This is a genomic window from Tundrisphaera lichenicola, assembly GCF_051175385.1.
Classification (GTDB): Bacteria; Planctomycetota; Planctomycetia; order Isosphaerales; family Isosphaeraceae; genus Tundrisphaera; species Tundrisphaera lichenicola.
In genome coordinates this window covers 1369689-1384469 of record NZ_CP195106.1, presented here as the reverse complement: position 1 = coordinate 1384469, position 14781 = coordinate 1369689, and the positions used below count along the sequence as shown (strand labels likewise).

Here is a 14781-nt window from a genome sequence, read left to right as displayed (position 1 = left end):
TTCTCTCTTGAAGATTGGCCATCCCATGCCCCTCCCTCATGCTGACCAAAGACTGATCGTCGACGGTGGATGGTTCGACCGTTCTGGCCGTTCTCGGCTGGAGATCTCCGGCCCGGACCGCGCCAAGTTCCTCCATAACCTGGTCACCTCCGACGTCAAGCGGCTGGCCGAGGGGTCGGGGTCCGAAGCTTTCGTGACCAGCCCCCAGGGCAAGACGATGGCCTACATCACGATCCTGGCCACCGATCGGGCCATCTTGCTCCGGACCGAGCCCGAGTCGCTCGAAGGCATCTTGCCCCACCTTCGGAAATATGGCGTCTTCGACGATGTTTCGATCGACGACATCTCGTCAACGACGTTCGAGTTCCACCTGATCGGATCAAAGCTCGGGCAGGCTCTCGCCGGTCGAGGGTTCGAGGCGATCCCGGACAGGCCGCTTGCTCATGCGGGCGTCGCGATCGAAGGGGCCGAGATCCGATTCGTCCGAGAGTCGCCCACGGGCCGTCCGGGCCTGACCCTCATCGGGCCGATCGAGGCCGCAGGTCCGATCCGGGCGCTCCTCGAAGGCGAAGGCCTGCCCGAACTGGATCCTTCGACATTCGAGGCCCTGCGGATCGAGGCGGGGACGCCGGTCTCGGGCCGGGACGTGACGCCCAACCATCTGCCCCAGGAGGTCGGTCGCGACGCCCAGGCGATCAACTTCGTGAAGGGGTGCTATTTGGGGCAGGAGACCGTCGCCCGGCTCGACGCGCTCGGGCACGTCAACAAGATCCTCAAGGGGTTTCGAGTCGAGGGGGAGATTGTCCCGCCTCCCGGTTCGTCGCTGATGGCTGAGGGTAAGGCAGTCGGGACCGTGACCTCTTCGGCCTGGTCGAGCGGATGGGGCGGCCCGGTCGCGTTGGGCTATGTCCGGGTGGCCCAGGCAGAGCCGGGCACTCGACTCGATCTGACCTTCGAGGGAGGCGAGGCGCGGGCGACCGTAGCCGACTTACCGATGCTCCCGCCGACGGGTTGAAGAGGGTCAGCGAGGGGAATCGCCCGCGAGGAATTCGACCGCCTCTCGGATCGCGGGCAGGAGATAGCCCGCCGAAGAGTAGTGACCGCAATCGAACCAGCGGATCGGCGGGCGGCCTGCGGCTTCCCAGAGGGCTCGAGCCGACGAGGGGGGGACCACCTCGTCGATGTTCCCGGCCATCATCAGGATCTTCTTGGATTTGAGCCGATCGGCGTAGGTCAGCGGGTCGAGCGGTCGGGTGATCGCCGTCAGGTCTTCTCGGGTCCGGCCCGAGGCGAGCCACATCTTCCGATACTGGCGGGCCTCGGGCTCATCCATCTGCCAGAGGATCTCGTCGAGCCCGCCCCCGGCCAGCAGGAAGACCCCACGATTGAGGACCGGGTCGATCGCCACCGCCAGGGCCGAGGTGATCCCGCCCAGGCTGATCCCGGTCACCCCCAGTTTCGTGGCGTCGACCTCCGGCCGGCTCGCCAGCCAGGCCGAGCCCCGTCGGATATCGGCGACCCCCTGACGCATGGCGAGGGTGGACCGTCCGACGTCGGTCGAAAGGAATTTCTGATCGCCGGGTCCGCGCCTCTCCCCATAGTAAGGAAGCTTCAGGAAGAGGGCGGCCACCCCTCGGTCGGCCAGTCGGGCCGCGTAGTATCGGGAAAGGGCGAAGTCGGCCCCCAGGATGTGGAGGACCACGACCGCGGGCCTTCTCCCTTCGACCTTCGGTCGAAAATACTCGCCGTGGACCGTGTTGTTGGCCGGGTCGGGCGTGACCACCGGCGAGGGGAACCGGAGCCTGGCCACGGAGTAACCGGGTGTATCGAGGACCTGCTCCAGCTCGAATGAGAAGGTCGATTCGGGAAGCTGGAAAAGTTCGGGGACCCGGGCCTCATCGGGGGTCGGGTGGAATGTCGCCTCGCCCGATTGCAGGGTCAGAAGGACGGCCAGGAGGAGAGGATGGGTCATGGTGGGGTGGGGCCCTTGGCTCGATTCGGGTCGCGGTTGCCCTCCGGGCGGGTCTTGGCTAGGATACCCCGCCGCGATCCCGGAGAGGAAGGGAAAGGGAGTTCCCTCGATGAGCGTCGACCGAATGGCCGCCCTGCGCGACCTCCGCCCCGAGCGGGTCTGCCTGATCAAGCCGAGTTCGCTGGGGGACGTGGTCCACGCCCTGCCGGTCCTGTCGGCGTTGAGAACCCACTGGCCCGATGCCCACCTGGCCTGGGTGGTCAACCGGGGACTTCGCGGCCTGCTCGACGGCCACCCCGACCTCGATGAAGTGATCCCGTTCGATCGCTCGGCGATCTCGCTCCGACCGCTCGGGATTTCCGCGGTCTCCCGGTTCCTCCTGGAGTTGCGCCGGAAGCGGTTCGACCTGACCATCGACCTCCAAGGGCTCCTTCGTTCCGGGATCATGACACGAGCGACGGGAGCACCGATCCGGGTCGGCCTGGAGACGGCCCGCGAAGGGTCGAGGTACTTCTATACGCACCGGATCGGCTCGCCCGGCCCCGAGGCCCATGCGGTTGACCGACTCTTGAAGGTCGCCGAGGCCTTCGGTGCCGAGGTCACCCGACCTCGGTTCCGGGTGGCCTTCGGCGAAGAGGACGCCGCCTGGGCTCGCGCGATCCTGGCCCCGCTCCCGAGGCCCCTGCTGGCCGTGAACGTGGGGGCCCGGTGGCTCACCAAACGCTGGCCTCCCGAGCATTTCGCAGAGGTGGCCCGGCGAGCGGTCACGACCAAAGGGGCCGGGCTCGTCCTGGTCGGGGCGCCCGAAGACCGACCGCTGGTGGAGGCCCTGAAGGCCGCCCTTGGCCCGATCGGGGCGTTGGACCTCTGCGGTCGGACTTCGCTCCCGAGGCTCGCGGCGCTCTCTTCCGAGGTGGATGTCTTCCTCTCCAACGACACCGGCCCCCTGCACCTGGCCGCCGCGGCAGGTCCGAGGGTCGTCGGGGTTTACACCTGCACCAGCCCCGGCAGGACCGGCCCCTACGGGCCGGGGGCGATCGCCGTGACCAGTTGTGTCTGGTGTGCCCCGAGTTACGTCCGGGAATGTGCACGGCTGGAATGCATGACCGAGCTGACCCCCGACCGGGTCTGGACCGCCGTGCAATCGCAGCTGGAGCCGGGACGACCGACCCTGAAAATCGCCTGACGCGGTGGACTTCCGCGGGATATCCGGGCCGGTCGATCTGATAGGGTCGCTCAGCCCATTTCGGTCCTGACGACCGGGAATTCCCTCGCGTCGACTTCGACGATCTGGGGCTGATGTCGGGTCCGCGTGACTTCCGAAACACCAGGAAGTAATCACCGGCTCTCGGCACACCGCGAGGTTTTGCCCCATGTCGAAGCTCCGTACCTTCGCCTTCCGGGCGGGCCTCCGGTTCGCCCCTATCTTCCTGATCGGCACCTCGATCGCCCGGGCGCAGGCCCCAGCCCCTCCGTCCGAGGGACCCCCGCCGATCATTGCCACGACTCGCTCGATCGATACCTCACCGGCGAGGTCCCTGACCTCTCCGATCGCGGTCAAGGCCGTCGTCCGGGTCGAAGGGACACCTTCACCGGGGCTCCGAATGACGCTCAACGGCTCGGGCTCATCGGGGGGCAGGCTCTGGTATCGGTGGCTCCAGACTCAGGGTCCGAGGGTCAAGATCGAGGACGCAGACCGGGCCGAAGCGCATTTCCTGGTCCCGCTCGACGCCTCGTTCCTGGCCTTCGTGCTGGTGGTCGGGGAGGCTTCCGGGATCGACGTGGCCCCGGTAGCGATCGAGGTCGAGGGCCCCGAGCGGGATGGCGAGAGTCTGGCGCTCCGGGCCGATGCCGGGGACGATCAGTCATCGGTGGTCGGTCGGCGCATCCTCCTGAATGGGATGCGGAGTGAGCCGAAAGGGCAGATCCGATTCCGATGGATCCAGTCGGGAGGACCTTCGATTGAACTTCCCACCGGGGACGCACCCACGAGTTCGTTCGTCCCGACCGTACCTGGAACCTATCAGTTTGCCCTGATCGTCGCTACGCCGGACGGCTTGATGTCCGAACCATCTGCGGTGAAGGTTCAGGTCAAGGAGCCAGTTGGTTCGAGAACCGGGACGGCTGGGGAAATCCCGATGGCGATTGACGAGTTGGCCCGGTCCGCGATCGACTCAATCGAAGGGGGCGAGCGGTACGCCGAGGGCCTTTCGGACGCGTTCGACCTGGTGGCCAATCGGCTGGAATCGCTCCCGACCTATCATGACGCATCGGCCGAGTTGACTCGAAGGCTCGAATCTCTCGTCCCCAGCGATCGAGAACGTCGGTCGGTCTGGACCGAGCAATTTTTCAGCCCGCTGATGGTTCGGTTGGTCTCGGAGATGAAGTCGGAGGAGCTGGACCTGAACCAGCCCGAGGCCATCGCCCGACCGATGACCCGGCCGCAGCGGGCAAGGTTGGCCGAGCAGTTCCGGATGACCGCCGCCGGACTCCGGGCCTCGACGATGCTCCGCTGAGGTGAGCCGATCGGGACCGACCTCAGCCGCTGGCACCCACGCCCTTGAGGTCGGCCCGCTTCCCTTCATAGGTCTCGTCGAAGGCCAAAACCTTGGGATCGGGCTCGATTCCCCAGGTCCGGCAGGCCTGAAGGTAGATCGAAGGCCACCAGTTGGCGTGTTCGGTCAGCCCCTGGTCGCGGACCTCGGCCCAGTTGCTGGTGATCCTCGCCCAGCACTGATCCCCGTACGCGAGGGCCTCCTTCCACTGGCCGACCTGCGGGATGTACCACTCTCGGCCGATCTGGGCGTGCAGAACCTCGTCGGCCCAGTCGTAATCCTGGATCGTGGCCATCAAGGGGTCGCCGGACCGGACCCCGGTCTCCCACTCGTAACGCTTGCCGGTCTTGGGCATCAAGCCCTGCTCGATGAAGTAGAGGACGGCATGACGCTCCAGCGGGCTGCATTCGGTGTTGAGCCGGAGCGACCAGTTGTGGGTGATCCGGGCCTCGGTCCAGTCGACACCGAGCGCCACGAAGCCCACCTCGCCCATCATCGAGTGCCGGGCCTCGTCCCAGAGTTGCCGGGTCATGTCCCGATAATAGCCCCACGGCTTGCCGGTCGTCTCATGGATCACGCTGGCCATCATCTCGGGGACGTCGATCTCGCGGATCCGCTTGAACAGCATCATCAAGGACTTCGATCGGGCATCGAAGTCGGGATGATAGAGGAACGATTCGGCGTTGACCCCCTGATTGTACAGGTCCTGATACCGTTCATCCCGACGAGGGACGGGGTCGTAGATGTAGGGCGTCTTCGAGGAGATTCGCTCGATCGGCCTCCCCGATGGCTCGTCGGCCCCGTCCAGGTCACCGGCCGAGGCCAGGAGCCGGGCCAGGTTCGCGAACCAGCCGGAACGGGCCACCGTCTCGATGTCGACCAGGCACTCGATCGCCTTGTCGCCGAAAGCGAGCATGTCGTCGACCTCGATCCCGGCGAACCGGCAGACCCGGACCGAGGGGGCGTCGGTCAGCGGGTTGGTGTCGGCTCGGTGTCGGGCCAGCGCGGCCCCGAGGGCCGGCAGGGCCGCGACGTAAAGCCCGGCCAGCAACTCCTCCGTGCTCGGGGCGGCCAGGATCTCGTCGAAGAAGACTTCGAGGGCCGGGTCGGGCACCACATCCAGGCCCAGCGGGGGCTCGCGCATCTCTCCAACCCGGACCCGGAGCGCCTCGACGTGTTCGGAGCAAAGGTAGGCATGATGCGAGAAGGCGGTCTTCAATTCGTAGATCGGCTCGGCGGTGATCCTCGCGGTGAAGATCTCGTGGAGTCGCTTGAATGCGTAGTGATAGCGCTTGAGCCTGGCCACGCAGGCCTCGACCCCCAGGCCGGGCCGGGCGGCCTGTTCGATGGAGGCCAGGCCGGCCAGCGGGGGCAGACCTCGGTACGATTGGTAATCGCCGATCGCTCGGGCGTCGCTCATCGGGTCAGTCCTGGGTGGCTTGCGGCTGGTGGTCGACCTGCCGGACCGGGGCGGACGTGGGGGGCTCGAACTTGGGGACGGTCGACTCGGACAGGTCCGACGGGGTGTACGTCGGCTCGGGCTTGCTGTAGTAGTTCTTGGGCTGCTCGTCGAACCGGAACTCTTCCTCCAGGCCGCGAATCCCCTTCTTGAACTCGACGATCCCCTTGCCCAGGGTCCGCCCGACCTCGGGGAGCCGCTTCCCGAACAGGAGCACGGCCAGCCCGAAGACGACCATCATTTCCATCGGATTCAGGTTGCCGAACATCGCGGGGCGTCCTCCTCTCTCGGCGCCAAGGGGCCGGTCACTGGTGGTCGGTCGGGGCCTGGGCGGTGGTGGCGGTGGTGGTGGCGGTCGGCTTGGCGTCGGCGGTGGTCGCCGTGTCGAGGTCGTCCTCGATCCCGGCCACGCCCTTCTTGAACTCGGTCACGCTCTTGCCGAGCGACTTCATCACGCTGGGCAGGCGGTTGCCGAAGATCAGCAGGGCCACGAAGGCGACGACCAGGAATTCATAACCACCGGGCAATCCGAAAGCGAGCGGCATCATCGTTCAGGCTCCTGGGCGGGCGAGGGCAAAAGAGAAGTTGGGAACGTCAAGCCTGTTTGGGGTCATCCTCGATGCCGTTGATCCCCTTCTTGAACTCGGTGACGCCCTGGCCGAGCGAACGCATCACGCCGGGCAGGCGGTTGCCGAAGATCAGCAAGGCCACGAAGGCGACGACCAGGAATTCATATCCGCCGGGTAGTCCGAAGGCGAGCGGCATCATGGGGTTAAGCTCCAAGTTGGGGAGTGGAGGGACGATTCAAGGCGCCGGTTGGTGAACGATTGTCATCCAGGTCACGACCCAGGCCGCCACGGCCGCCGCGGCCGAGACCGCGACCACCAGGAACCATCGATCGTTGAGCCAGCCGGGAGTCGCTTGCCCCGTCGCCCCGGGAGGGCGGGTCGTCCAGGGGCGGAGCACTCGGGCGAAACCGCGCCGGGCCACCTCGGATCGACCATACAGGGCGACGACGACCATTGCCACCAGGACCCACTCGCGAGGGCCGGGCAACAGACCCCAGAGCCATCCCAACAGGACCGGGTTATTCATGAGAGAATGGTGCCCGGATGCGGGAAGGCGCCGGGGAGACCGGTCGCGGATCGCGCAATCGTGACCAATGAGGAGGGCCGACAGGTCGGCACCGACCGGGGGATGCGTCTCGACAGGGACGACGCGGAGGAGGGTATCTATTTCCATCCTATCGCCTGCCCACCGACCGTCAACCATTTTCCGGGCCTCCGACCACGAATGCTGGAACCGGGTCGGATCCTCGTTTCGGGGCAAGCCTGGCCCGGCTCGTCTCGGTCCCCTCGCCCGATGGGCGAGTGGCCTTGTTTCGCACCTGGGAACCAATCGACCCGCGACACACTGGCTTCGATTGGTTTTCCGGATATGGCTTTGTTTCGCGAGCCTCCCAACTCTCCAACTCGATCAAGCCGTCGCCACCATCTCGCAAATCGAATCTTTCCAACAGCTTACGACACATTTTCACCTCCGTTTCGGTCCAAATCCGCTTGCCAGAATGGCTTCGTTTCGACAGGGAGAATGGCTTCGTTTCGCAACTCGTGAATGGCTTCGTTTCACAAAACAGGTAGGTCTGGGAAGGTCGAGGCGTATCGCTCGCGGCTGAGGTCGTCATCCGGACATCTCACGATCAATGGTCCTGAATGGCTCCCGTTGAAATCGCGAGTCTATCCCAAGAAGGATCGTGGATTCCGGGGGTGCTTAAAGGGGTGAACTTTCGCGGATCGGTCGGTCGGGATTGCGGGGTAGGGTCAGGAAGCGTTACACCAGGGATGAGGCGATGATCCGTCGAGAGGGGTCGGAGAACGAGCGTGGTCGATCTGAACGTGAAGCTGGGCCGCCTGAATCTGGCCAATCCGATCCTGGTGGCCTCCGGGACGTTCGGCTACGTCCGCGAGATGGCGGGCTTCGTGCAACTGGAACGTCTGGGCGGCGTGATCCCCAAGACGGTGACATTCCACGCCCGGGCGGGAAATCCGACGCCCCGGACGGTCGAGACCCCTTCGGGACTCCTCAACGCGATCGGCCTGGATAACGACGGGATCGGATACTTCATCGAGCACCACCTGCCCTATCTCCGGACGGTCGGGACCTCGGTGATTGCCAACATCGCGGGCGAGGACGAGGGCCAGTTCGTCGAGATGGCGGCCATGATCGGCCGGGAACCCGGTGTGGCCGCCGTCGAGCTGAATATCTCGTGCCCGAACGTCAGCCACGGCCTGGACCTGGGGATCGATGCCGGGGCCGTCGAGCAACTGGTCGGGCGCGTCCGCGCAGCCTGCCCACTGCCGATCATCGCCAAGCTGACGCCCAACGTGACCGATATCGTGGCGATCGCCCGAGCCTCGGCGAATGGGGGGGCCGACGCGGTCAGCCTGATCAATACCTTTCGAGGGATGGCCGTGAACTGGCGGAAGCGGCGGCCGATCCTGGCCAACGACATCGGTGGGCTGAGCGGGCCGGCCATCAAGCCATTGGCCCTCCGGATGGTCTGGGAGGTGTCGAGGGCCTTGCCCGACCTGCCGATCATCGGCGTGGGGGGCATCTCCGAGGCCGAGGACGCCCTGGAGTTTCTGGTCGCGGGCGCCTCCGCCGTCCAGGTCGGTACCGCCACCTTCGCCGACCCGACCGCCGCCGGTCGGATGGTCGAAGAACTGACCGAGAAGCTCGAAGCCGTCGGAGTCACCAGGGTGACCGAGATTGTGGGGACCTTGCGATCGAATCGCGAGCCGAGCCCGCCCCCGGTCCGCTGAGAAGGGCTCCCACTCCATCGGTAAGGTGAGGCTCAGTACCGTTCGATTGGCGAGATCGGTGCTCGCCGGATTCGGTAGATCGTGCCTCGGATCGGACCATCCTCAGCTCTGGCCTCGGCGGGCGTGGCTTCGGCGTCCAGGCCTCGTTCCCGGAGGGCCTCGACGAAACCCTGAGCCGCGACCCGGTCGGGATCGGTGATCAGGGCCAGGCCTCCGGGTTCGAGCATCGCGTCGATGACCCCGACCACCAGCGGGATCAGTCGCCGCTCGTAGGTCACGTCAGCCCCGAAGATCAGCGGATACTGTTCGTCGGGAGGCACCTTCCAGTCGAGGAGTCCGGTCGAATAGTTCACCGGGTCGAAACCGTTGGCCCTGGCGCTCCGTTCCAGGAAGCGGAGCGGGGTCAGGTCGCGATCGGTGAAGTGGACGTGCAGTCCTTCCGAGACCGCCACCAGGCCGGGGAGCCCCAGCCCGCATCCGATTTCCAGCGCCTTAGTACCTCGGGGCCAATCCCCCTCCATGATCGCCCCGGACAGGAGGAACGCGCCGGGCCAGAGGTAGGCCCAGTAGGGCATGTAATCGTCCTCGACGTTCCAGGCGACCACCTCGGGGTCGTCCATGAGGCGATCGGGATCGCTCGGCCGGACCAGGACGATCGACTTCCCGGCGACCTCGATCCTCGATTCCTGGACCGGCCCGTCGTACGGGCTCTCGACTCGCTTTCCTGACTTCATCCCATCCCTCGTTGACCCACGGCGACACCGCCGAGAAGTTCGTTGACGACCACGGTGGGCCTGGATACAATAATGCCGTTGAGACTGAATCTCAATAACGATTCACTGCCAAGATCCCCCGCCGCTCGCCCCCAGATTCACCGACCTCGATGGAACGCCCCATGTTGCGATCCCTGTTGCTGGTCGCCCTCCTGGCCGCCTCGTCCTCGATCACTGGCGCCGCCGAGGTGAAGGGGCGGGTGGAGATGCCCGACTCATGCTCGCCCACGGTCAGCCCGGCGGTCGTCACGCTGGAGCCGGCGGATGGTGCGAAGCTTCCGGAGGCCGCCCAGGTCCCGGCGAAGGTGGCACTCGTCAATCAGCATGGGCTCCAGTTCGAGCCGAGGGTCCAGGTGATCCGCGTTGGGCAGACGCTCCGATTCACCAATCAGGACGCCGAGACGCACAACGTCCACATCCTGACGCCCGGCTTCCCGTTCAACCGAAGCATGGCCCCCAACGTACCGGCCGACTTCGTGCCCGACAAGGCCGGGGTGATCCGGCTGGTCTGCGACATTCACACGCACATGCGGGGTTACGTCGTCGCGACCGATTCTCCCTGGGCCAAGGTCTGCAAGGGGAGCGGGTCCTTCCACTTCCGGGATGTCCCGGATGGCCGCTATATCCTGAACGCATGGCACGAGATGGGAGAACCGCTCCGCCGCGAGGTCGAGGTCAAGGACGGCCAGCCGGTCGACCTGGGAGCTGTCGTCCTGAAGGGATATCCGGTCCCGGCCTCGACTCTAACCGCCGCCCCCGTCCGTCCCTGGCCCGAGGTGATTGACCGGATCGGGGTCTTGCTGTCCGAGGCCCGCGAGTGCGCCGGGAAGCCCGAGGGGATGGCCCGGGCCCGGAAGCTGGCCGAGGATGCCTACTGGGGCGAGTTCGAGACATCGGACATGGAGACCGCCGTCCGTCGTCATCTGGGTTACAAGCGGGCCGGGGCGATCGAGAGCCAGTTTCTCAAGCTTCGATCGTCGATCAAGTCTGTTGCGCAGAAAAAGACCCCCGCTTCGAGCCTGGTGACCACCTCGCGTCAACTCCTGATCGACCTGTCCCGGGCGTCGGACGACCTGAGGCGTTTGAACGTGGTCGATCGTCGTGATGTGGGGAGTTCGGTCCAGCAGGAAGAGGCGGTGGTCGTGCCGGGCGCCTCGGAGCGGGACGCACAGATCAAATCGCTCTCGGCCTCGTTCGATGGAGTCCGCTCCCTGGCCGACGCGGGGCAGTCTTCGGACGCCTCCTCGGCGATGACCGACGCTTATTTCACCGACTTCGAACCGCTGGAGCGATTGCTCAACGTCCGGAGGCCGCAGGAAGTCCGACCCCTGGAATCCCGGTTCAACACGATCCGGGGCCGGGTCGACTCGGGCCTGAAGGGGACCGAACTGGCGAGCGAACTGAATGGCCTCCATCAAGACGTGGTCGCCGCGCTGGATCGGGCCGACGATGCCGTGGCCGGGTCGTTCGGCCTGGCTTTCGTGAACTCCCTGGTGACGATCCTCCGCGAAGGGGTCGAGGTCATCCTGCTCCTCACGATGCTGTTCGCCCTGGTGGCCAAGGCCGGCCAACCGAAGGCGAAGTCGGCGATCGTCTGGGGGATCGGCGTCGCGGTCCTGGCGAGCGCCATCACGGCTGTCGGCCTGAACCTCCTGGTGGGGGCCTCGCAGGGTCGGACCCGGGAGATGGTCGAAGGCGTGGTGATGATGGCGGCCGCCGGAGTCCTGTTCTCGGTCAGTTACTGGCTGATCTCGCAGACCCAGGCCAAGAAGTGGGCCGAGTTCCTCAAGGGACGGATCACCGAAGGGGCGAAGGTCGGCGGCCTGGGGACCCTGGCCCTGACGGCCTTCCTGGCGGTCTACCGCGAGGGGGCCGAGACCGCCCTGCTCTACCAGGCGATGATCGCCGGCCAGGGCGGGTCGAGTGACGGCCTGATGGGGCTGGCGACGGGCCTCGGCGTGGGCCTGGTCCTCCTGGCGGTGATCGCCTTCGCCATCCGGACCACCAGTGCCCGGCTCCCGCTTCGTCCGTTCTTCAAGGTCACGGGATTCGCCCTCTTCGCGATGGCGGTCGTCTTCGCGGGCAGCGGGGTGTTCGAGCTTCAGAGCGCGGGCTATATCAAGGTGACGCCGATCGAATGGATGGGCACGGGCCTGCCGGCGATCGGGATGCATCCCAATGTCCAGGCGGTCTCGATCCAGGGGCTCCTGCTCCTCGGGGCGTTGCTCGCCCTGGTGATCCCGTCGCTGGAAGGGACTGCCATCCCGCCCAAAACCAAGGTTGTACCGCCCGCGGCGGGGGTCGGGGCCTGAGACTTTATCCAGACCCGGTCCCCTGGGATTCGGCGTCTCTGCACGGGAGGTGGGTCGTGGTCAAGTCGTGGACGGGTCCCCTGATCACCGGGCTGATCGTCGTCGGGGTGGGATTGGTGCTCCTGCTCAACATGCAGTCGCCCAGCGTACCCGAACCGAAGGCGGCTCCCGATCTCGCGAAGGAGACCCCGCAAGCCCCGGCTGCCGTCGGTGGCCAGGAACGGCCGATCGGCGACCCGGTCGAGAAGAACCACATCCAGGTCGCGGCGGTGTACCTCTCGGCCGTGGCGATGGACGGGACCGATCCCGGCGCGGCGGACGGTTCGGAGCTGATCCATCTGGAGGCCGACATCAAGGCCACCGAGGGGAACCCGAACGGATTTGCCAAGGATGAATTCGTCCCATACCTGAAGGTCGGATACGAGATCGTCCCGATCGGCGGAGGCCCCGCGATCGAGAAGGGGGACCTCTATCCGATGGTCGCCTGGGATGGGCTTCATTACGGGGCGAACGTGCTGATGCCGAAAGCCGGGGAATATCGCCTCAACTACCAGATCCAACCCCCCTCGGCCGGCGGGCTCGGCAGGCACAGCGACAAGGCCACCGGCGTGGCCCCCTGGTGGGAGCCGTTCCAGGCCTCATTCGAGTGGACCGTCGAGCCCAAGGCGGCCAGCACTGCGCTGGCGGGTTCTCGCTGATCGAGAAGTCACTCGCGTACCGTTTGCCCCTTCCCGATCGATTTGACTCCCCCTACCCATCTGCCTAGCATAAGCAGGTCAGGCTGCTTCATCGCGCCCTGCCGGACTTCGCGGCCGATCCTCCTCGCCCTTCCCCGCCGGCCGCGAGACTCTTCCACCTGGAGATCGCATCGATATGGCGACGGATCGACCCCGGACCCTCGGCGAGTTGAAGGCCAGCGGTTACAGGAGCGAGTCGGTCAAGGATGAGATGAGGCGGAACCTCGTCGCCAAGATCCAGTCGGGCACGCCCCTATTTCCCGATATTCTGGGCTACGAAGAGACGGTCGTCCCCCAGATCCAGAACGCCATCCTCTCCCGGCACGACATGCTCTTCCTCGGCCTCCGAGGGCAGGCCAAGACCCGGATGCTCCGGCAGTTGGTCCATCTCCTCGACGATGCCCTGCCGGTCATCGAAGGGTCGGAGGTGAACGACGACCCCTACGCGCCGCTCTCGAAGGACGCGCGCGACAAGGTGGCCACGCTGGGGGATTCGACCCCGATCGACTACGTCGGTCGCCAGGATCGCTATCAGGAAAAGCTGGCCACGCCCGACGTGACCATCGCGGACCTGATCGGCGAGGTCGACATGATCAAGCACGCCGAGGGCCGCTACCTGTCGAGCGAGCTGACCATGCACTTCGGCCTGATCCCCCGGACGAATCGCGGGATCTTCTGCATCAACGAGCTGCCCGACCTCTCGCCGAAGATCCAGGTCGGACTGTTCAACGTCCTGGAAGAACGAGACATCCAGATCCGGGGCTACCCGATCCGCCTGAACCTCGACCTCTGCATGGTCTTCTCGGCCAACCCCGAGGATTACACCAACCGAGGGCGGATCGTCACACCGCTGAAAGACCGGATCGGGTCGGTCGTCCGGACCCACTACCCGCTGACCCGCGAGCTGGGGATGGCGATCAACGACCAGAACGCCTGGCTCGATCGCGACGGCGGCAAGCTGGCGGTCCCCGTTTATATCAAGGAAGTGGTCGAGGAGATGTCCCGGCTCGCCCGGTCCAGCTCGCACGTCAACCAGGCGTCGGGCGTCTCGGTCCGGATGTCGATCGCGAACCTCGAGAACGTGATCTCCAACGCCGAGCGACGGGCCTTGCTGAACAAGGAGCGTTGGATCGTCCCGCGGGTCTCCGACCTCACCCACGCCGTCCCCAGCTCGCGAGGGAAGCTCGAACTGACGATGGCCGAGGACGAGGGGCACGAGGACAAGATGATCGGCCGACTGGCCTCCGAGGCCGTGAAGAACGTCTTCGACAGCCACCTCGACATCAAGGACTTCCGGGCTTCGGTCGATTACTTCGAGGGGGGCAAGGGGATCGAGGTCGGCGACACCCAGTCGGCCCGGGAGATCCTCGACCGGGTCGAACGCGTGCCAGGCCTGAAGAAGAAGGCCGACGAGCTGGCCCGCAAGCTCCTGCCCGAACTGGCCGATGCCGACGCCCGCGATGCCGCCACGGCCAGCGTCGCGGAGTTCATCCTGGAAGGGCTCCACGTCCACAACAAGCTGAACAAGACACCCAAGGCGGGAGGCTCCTCGTATCGTCGATGACCGGAATCGCTCTCCCATCGTCAAAAAGATGTGGTTGACACCCGTGCGCTTTTCCGATAAGGATATGGCCGTTTGGAGTGTACGCCCATCCATTGACCCTAGGGAGAGCAAAAGTCATGGATCACCCCATCGTCCATTTCGAGATCCCGGCCGACGATCCCGAGCGAGCCTCGAAGTTTTATCGGGATGCGTTCGGCTGGGAGATTTCCCGGATGCCCGGCCCGATGGAGTATTACGGGGTCCGGACGTCGGAGACCGAAGCGAACGGGATGCCCAAGGGTCCGGGAATCAATGGCGGAATCTGCCGGAAGATGAACCCGGGGCATATGCCGACCAACTACGTCGCGGTGGCCGACATCGAGGCCCACACGGCCCGGATGGTCGAGGCCGGGGCGACCTTGATCCTTCCCAGGATGCCCGTCCCGGGCATGGGCTGGCTCGCCCAGTTCCTCGACACGGAGGGAAATCCCATCGCCCTCTGGCAGTCCGACACATCCGCGACCATGGACGGCTACACCGAGGCGGAATGCTCGACGGCCTGAGCCTCCGGGCCGCGTGGGCCGCGAATTTCCCCATCAGAACACCAG

Annotated in this window: 15 protein-coding genes; 8 read left to right on the top strand and 7 right to left on the bottom strand. The window is 65.8% G+C overall.

Features of this window, described 5'->3' with window-relative positions; translation table 11 throughout:
* The first annotated feature begins 25 nt into the window (after window positions 1-25).
* Window positions 26-1015: a YgfZ/GcvT domain-containing protein gene (locus tag P12x_RS05400; RefSeq protein ID WP_435009862.1), complete on the top strand. Its 990-nt coding sequence runs from the start codon at window positions 26-28 to the stop codon at window positions 1013-1015.
* Window positions 1016-1021: 6 nt separating this feature from the next.
* On the opposite strand, the gene P12x_RS05395 is transcribed toward P12x_RS05400, so the two are convergent.
* On the bottom strand, window positions 1022-1972 hold the full coding sequence (locus tag P12x_RS05395) for an alpha/beta hydrolase family protein (RefSeq protein WP_435009860.1): 951 nt from the start codon (window positions 1970-1972) through the stop codon (window positions 1022-1024).
* A gap of 109 nt (window positions 1973-2081) precedes the next feature.
* Between P12x_RS05395 and P12x_RS05390 the strand changes: the two genes are divergently transcribed.
* Window positions 2082-3158: a glycosyltransferase family 9 protein gene (locus P12x_RS05390; protein ID WP_435009859.1), complete on the top strand. Its 1077-nt coding sequence runs from the start codon at window positions 2082-2084 to the stop codon at window positions 3156-3158.
* A 187-nt stretch (window positions 3159-3345) separates the two neighbouring features.
* Window positions 3346-4488: a hypothetical protein gene (locus P12x_RS05385; protein ID WP_435009857.1), complete on the top strand. Its 1143-nt coding sequence runs from the start codon at window positions 3346-3348 to the stop codon at window positions 4486-4488.
* A 22-nt stretch (window positions 4489-4510) separates the two neighbouring features.
* Here P12x_RS05385 and P12x_RS05380 read toward each other — a convergent pair whose 3' ends face one another.
* From P12x_RS05380 to P12x_RS05360, 5 genes are read right to left on the bottom strand one after another with little or no spacing between them, the layout of a single operon-like run.
* Window positions 4511-5947: a hypothetical protein gene (locus P12x_RS05380; RefSeq protein ID WP_435009855.1), complete on the bottom strand. Its 1437-nt coding sequence runs from the start codon at window positions 5945-5947 to the stop codon at window positions 4511-4513.
* A 4-nt stretch (window positions 5948-5951) separates the two neighbouring features.
* Window positions 5952-6254, bottom strand: a complete 303-nt coding sequence (locus tag P12x_RS05375; RefSeq protein WP_435009853.1) for a twin-arginine translocase TatA/TatE family subunit — start codon at window positions 6252-6254, stop codon at window positions 5952-5954.
* Between the two features lie 37 nt (window positions 6255-6291).
* Complete coding sequence (locus tag P12x_RS05370) at window positions 6292-6534, bottom strand: Sec-independent protein translocase subunit TatA/TatB (RefSeq protein WP_435009851.1); 243 nt, start codon at window positions 6532-6534, stop codon at window positions 6292-6294.
* Window positions 6535-6580: 46 nt separating this feature from the next.
* Window positions 6581-6754, bottom strand: a complete 174-nt coding sequence (locus P12x_RS05365) for a Sec-independent protein translocase subunit TatA/TatB (protein WP_435009849.1) — start codon at window positions 6752-6754, stop codon at window positions 6581-6583.
* Window positions 6755-6790: 36 nt separating this feature from the next.
* Complete coding sequence (locus P12x_RS05360) at window positions 6791-7081, bottom strand: hypothetical protein (protein WP_435009847.1); 291 nt, start codon at window positions 7079-7081, stop codon at window positions 6791-6793.
* A gap of 785 nt (window positions 7082-7866) precedes the next feature.
* On the opposite strand from P12x_RS05360, the gene P12x_RS05355 reads away from it, so the two are divergent.
* Window positions 7867-8808: a dihydroorotate dehydrogenase gene (locus P12x_RS05355; protein ID WP_435009845.1), complete on the top strand. Its 942-nt coding sequence runs from the start codon at window positions 7867-7869 to the stop codon at window positions 8806-8808.
* A 32-nt stretch (window positions 8809-8840) separates the two neighbouring features.
* On the opposite strand, the gene P12x_RS05350 is transcribed toward P12x_RS05355, so the two are convergent.
* Entirely contained in the window at window positions 8841-9542 is a 702-nt protein-coding gene (locus P12x_RS05350; protein ID WP_435009843.1) for a class I SAM-dependent methyltransferase, read from the bottom strand.
* A gap of 161 nt (window positions 9543-9703) precedes the next feature.
* On the opposite strand from P12x_RS05350, the gene P12x_RS05345 reads away from it, so the two are divergent.
* The 4 genes from P12x_RS05345 to P12x_RS05330 all read left to right on the top strand — a co-directional run bounded on the left by P12x_RS05345 (window position 9704) and on the right by P12x_RS05330 (window position 14736).
* The gene (locus P12x_RS05345; protein ID WP_435009841.1) at window positions 9704-11893 is read left to right on the top strand and encodes an FTR1 family protein; all 2190 of its coding nucleotides are present in this window, start codon (window positions 9704-9706) and stop codon (window positions 11891-11893) included.
* Between the two features lie 56 nt (window positions 11894-11949).
* Complete coding sequence (locus P12x_RS05340) at window positions 11950-12591, top strand: iron transporter (RefSeq protein WP_435009839.1); 642 nt, start codon at window positions 11950-11952, stop codon at window positions 12589-12591.
* A gap of 175 nt (window positions 12592-12766) precedes the next feature.
* Window positions 12767-14194 carry a sigma 54-interacting transcriptional regulator gene (locus P12x_RS05335; RefSeq protein ID WP_435009837.1) on the top strand — a complete coding sequence of 476 codons (1428 nt, stop codon included), beginning with the start codon at window positions 12767-12769 and terminating at the stop codon, window positions 14192-14194.
* Window positions 14195-14310: 116 nt separating this feature from the next.
* On the top strand, window positions 14311-14736 hold the full coding sequence (locus P12x_RS05330) for a VOC family protein (RefSeq protein ID WP_435009835.1): 426 nt from the start codon (window positions 14311-14313) through the stop codon (window positions 14734-14736).
* Window positions 14737-14781: the final 45 nt, after the last annotated feature.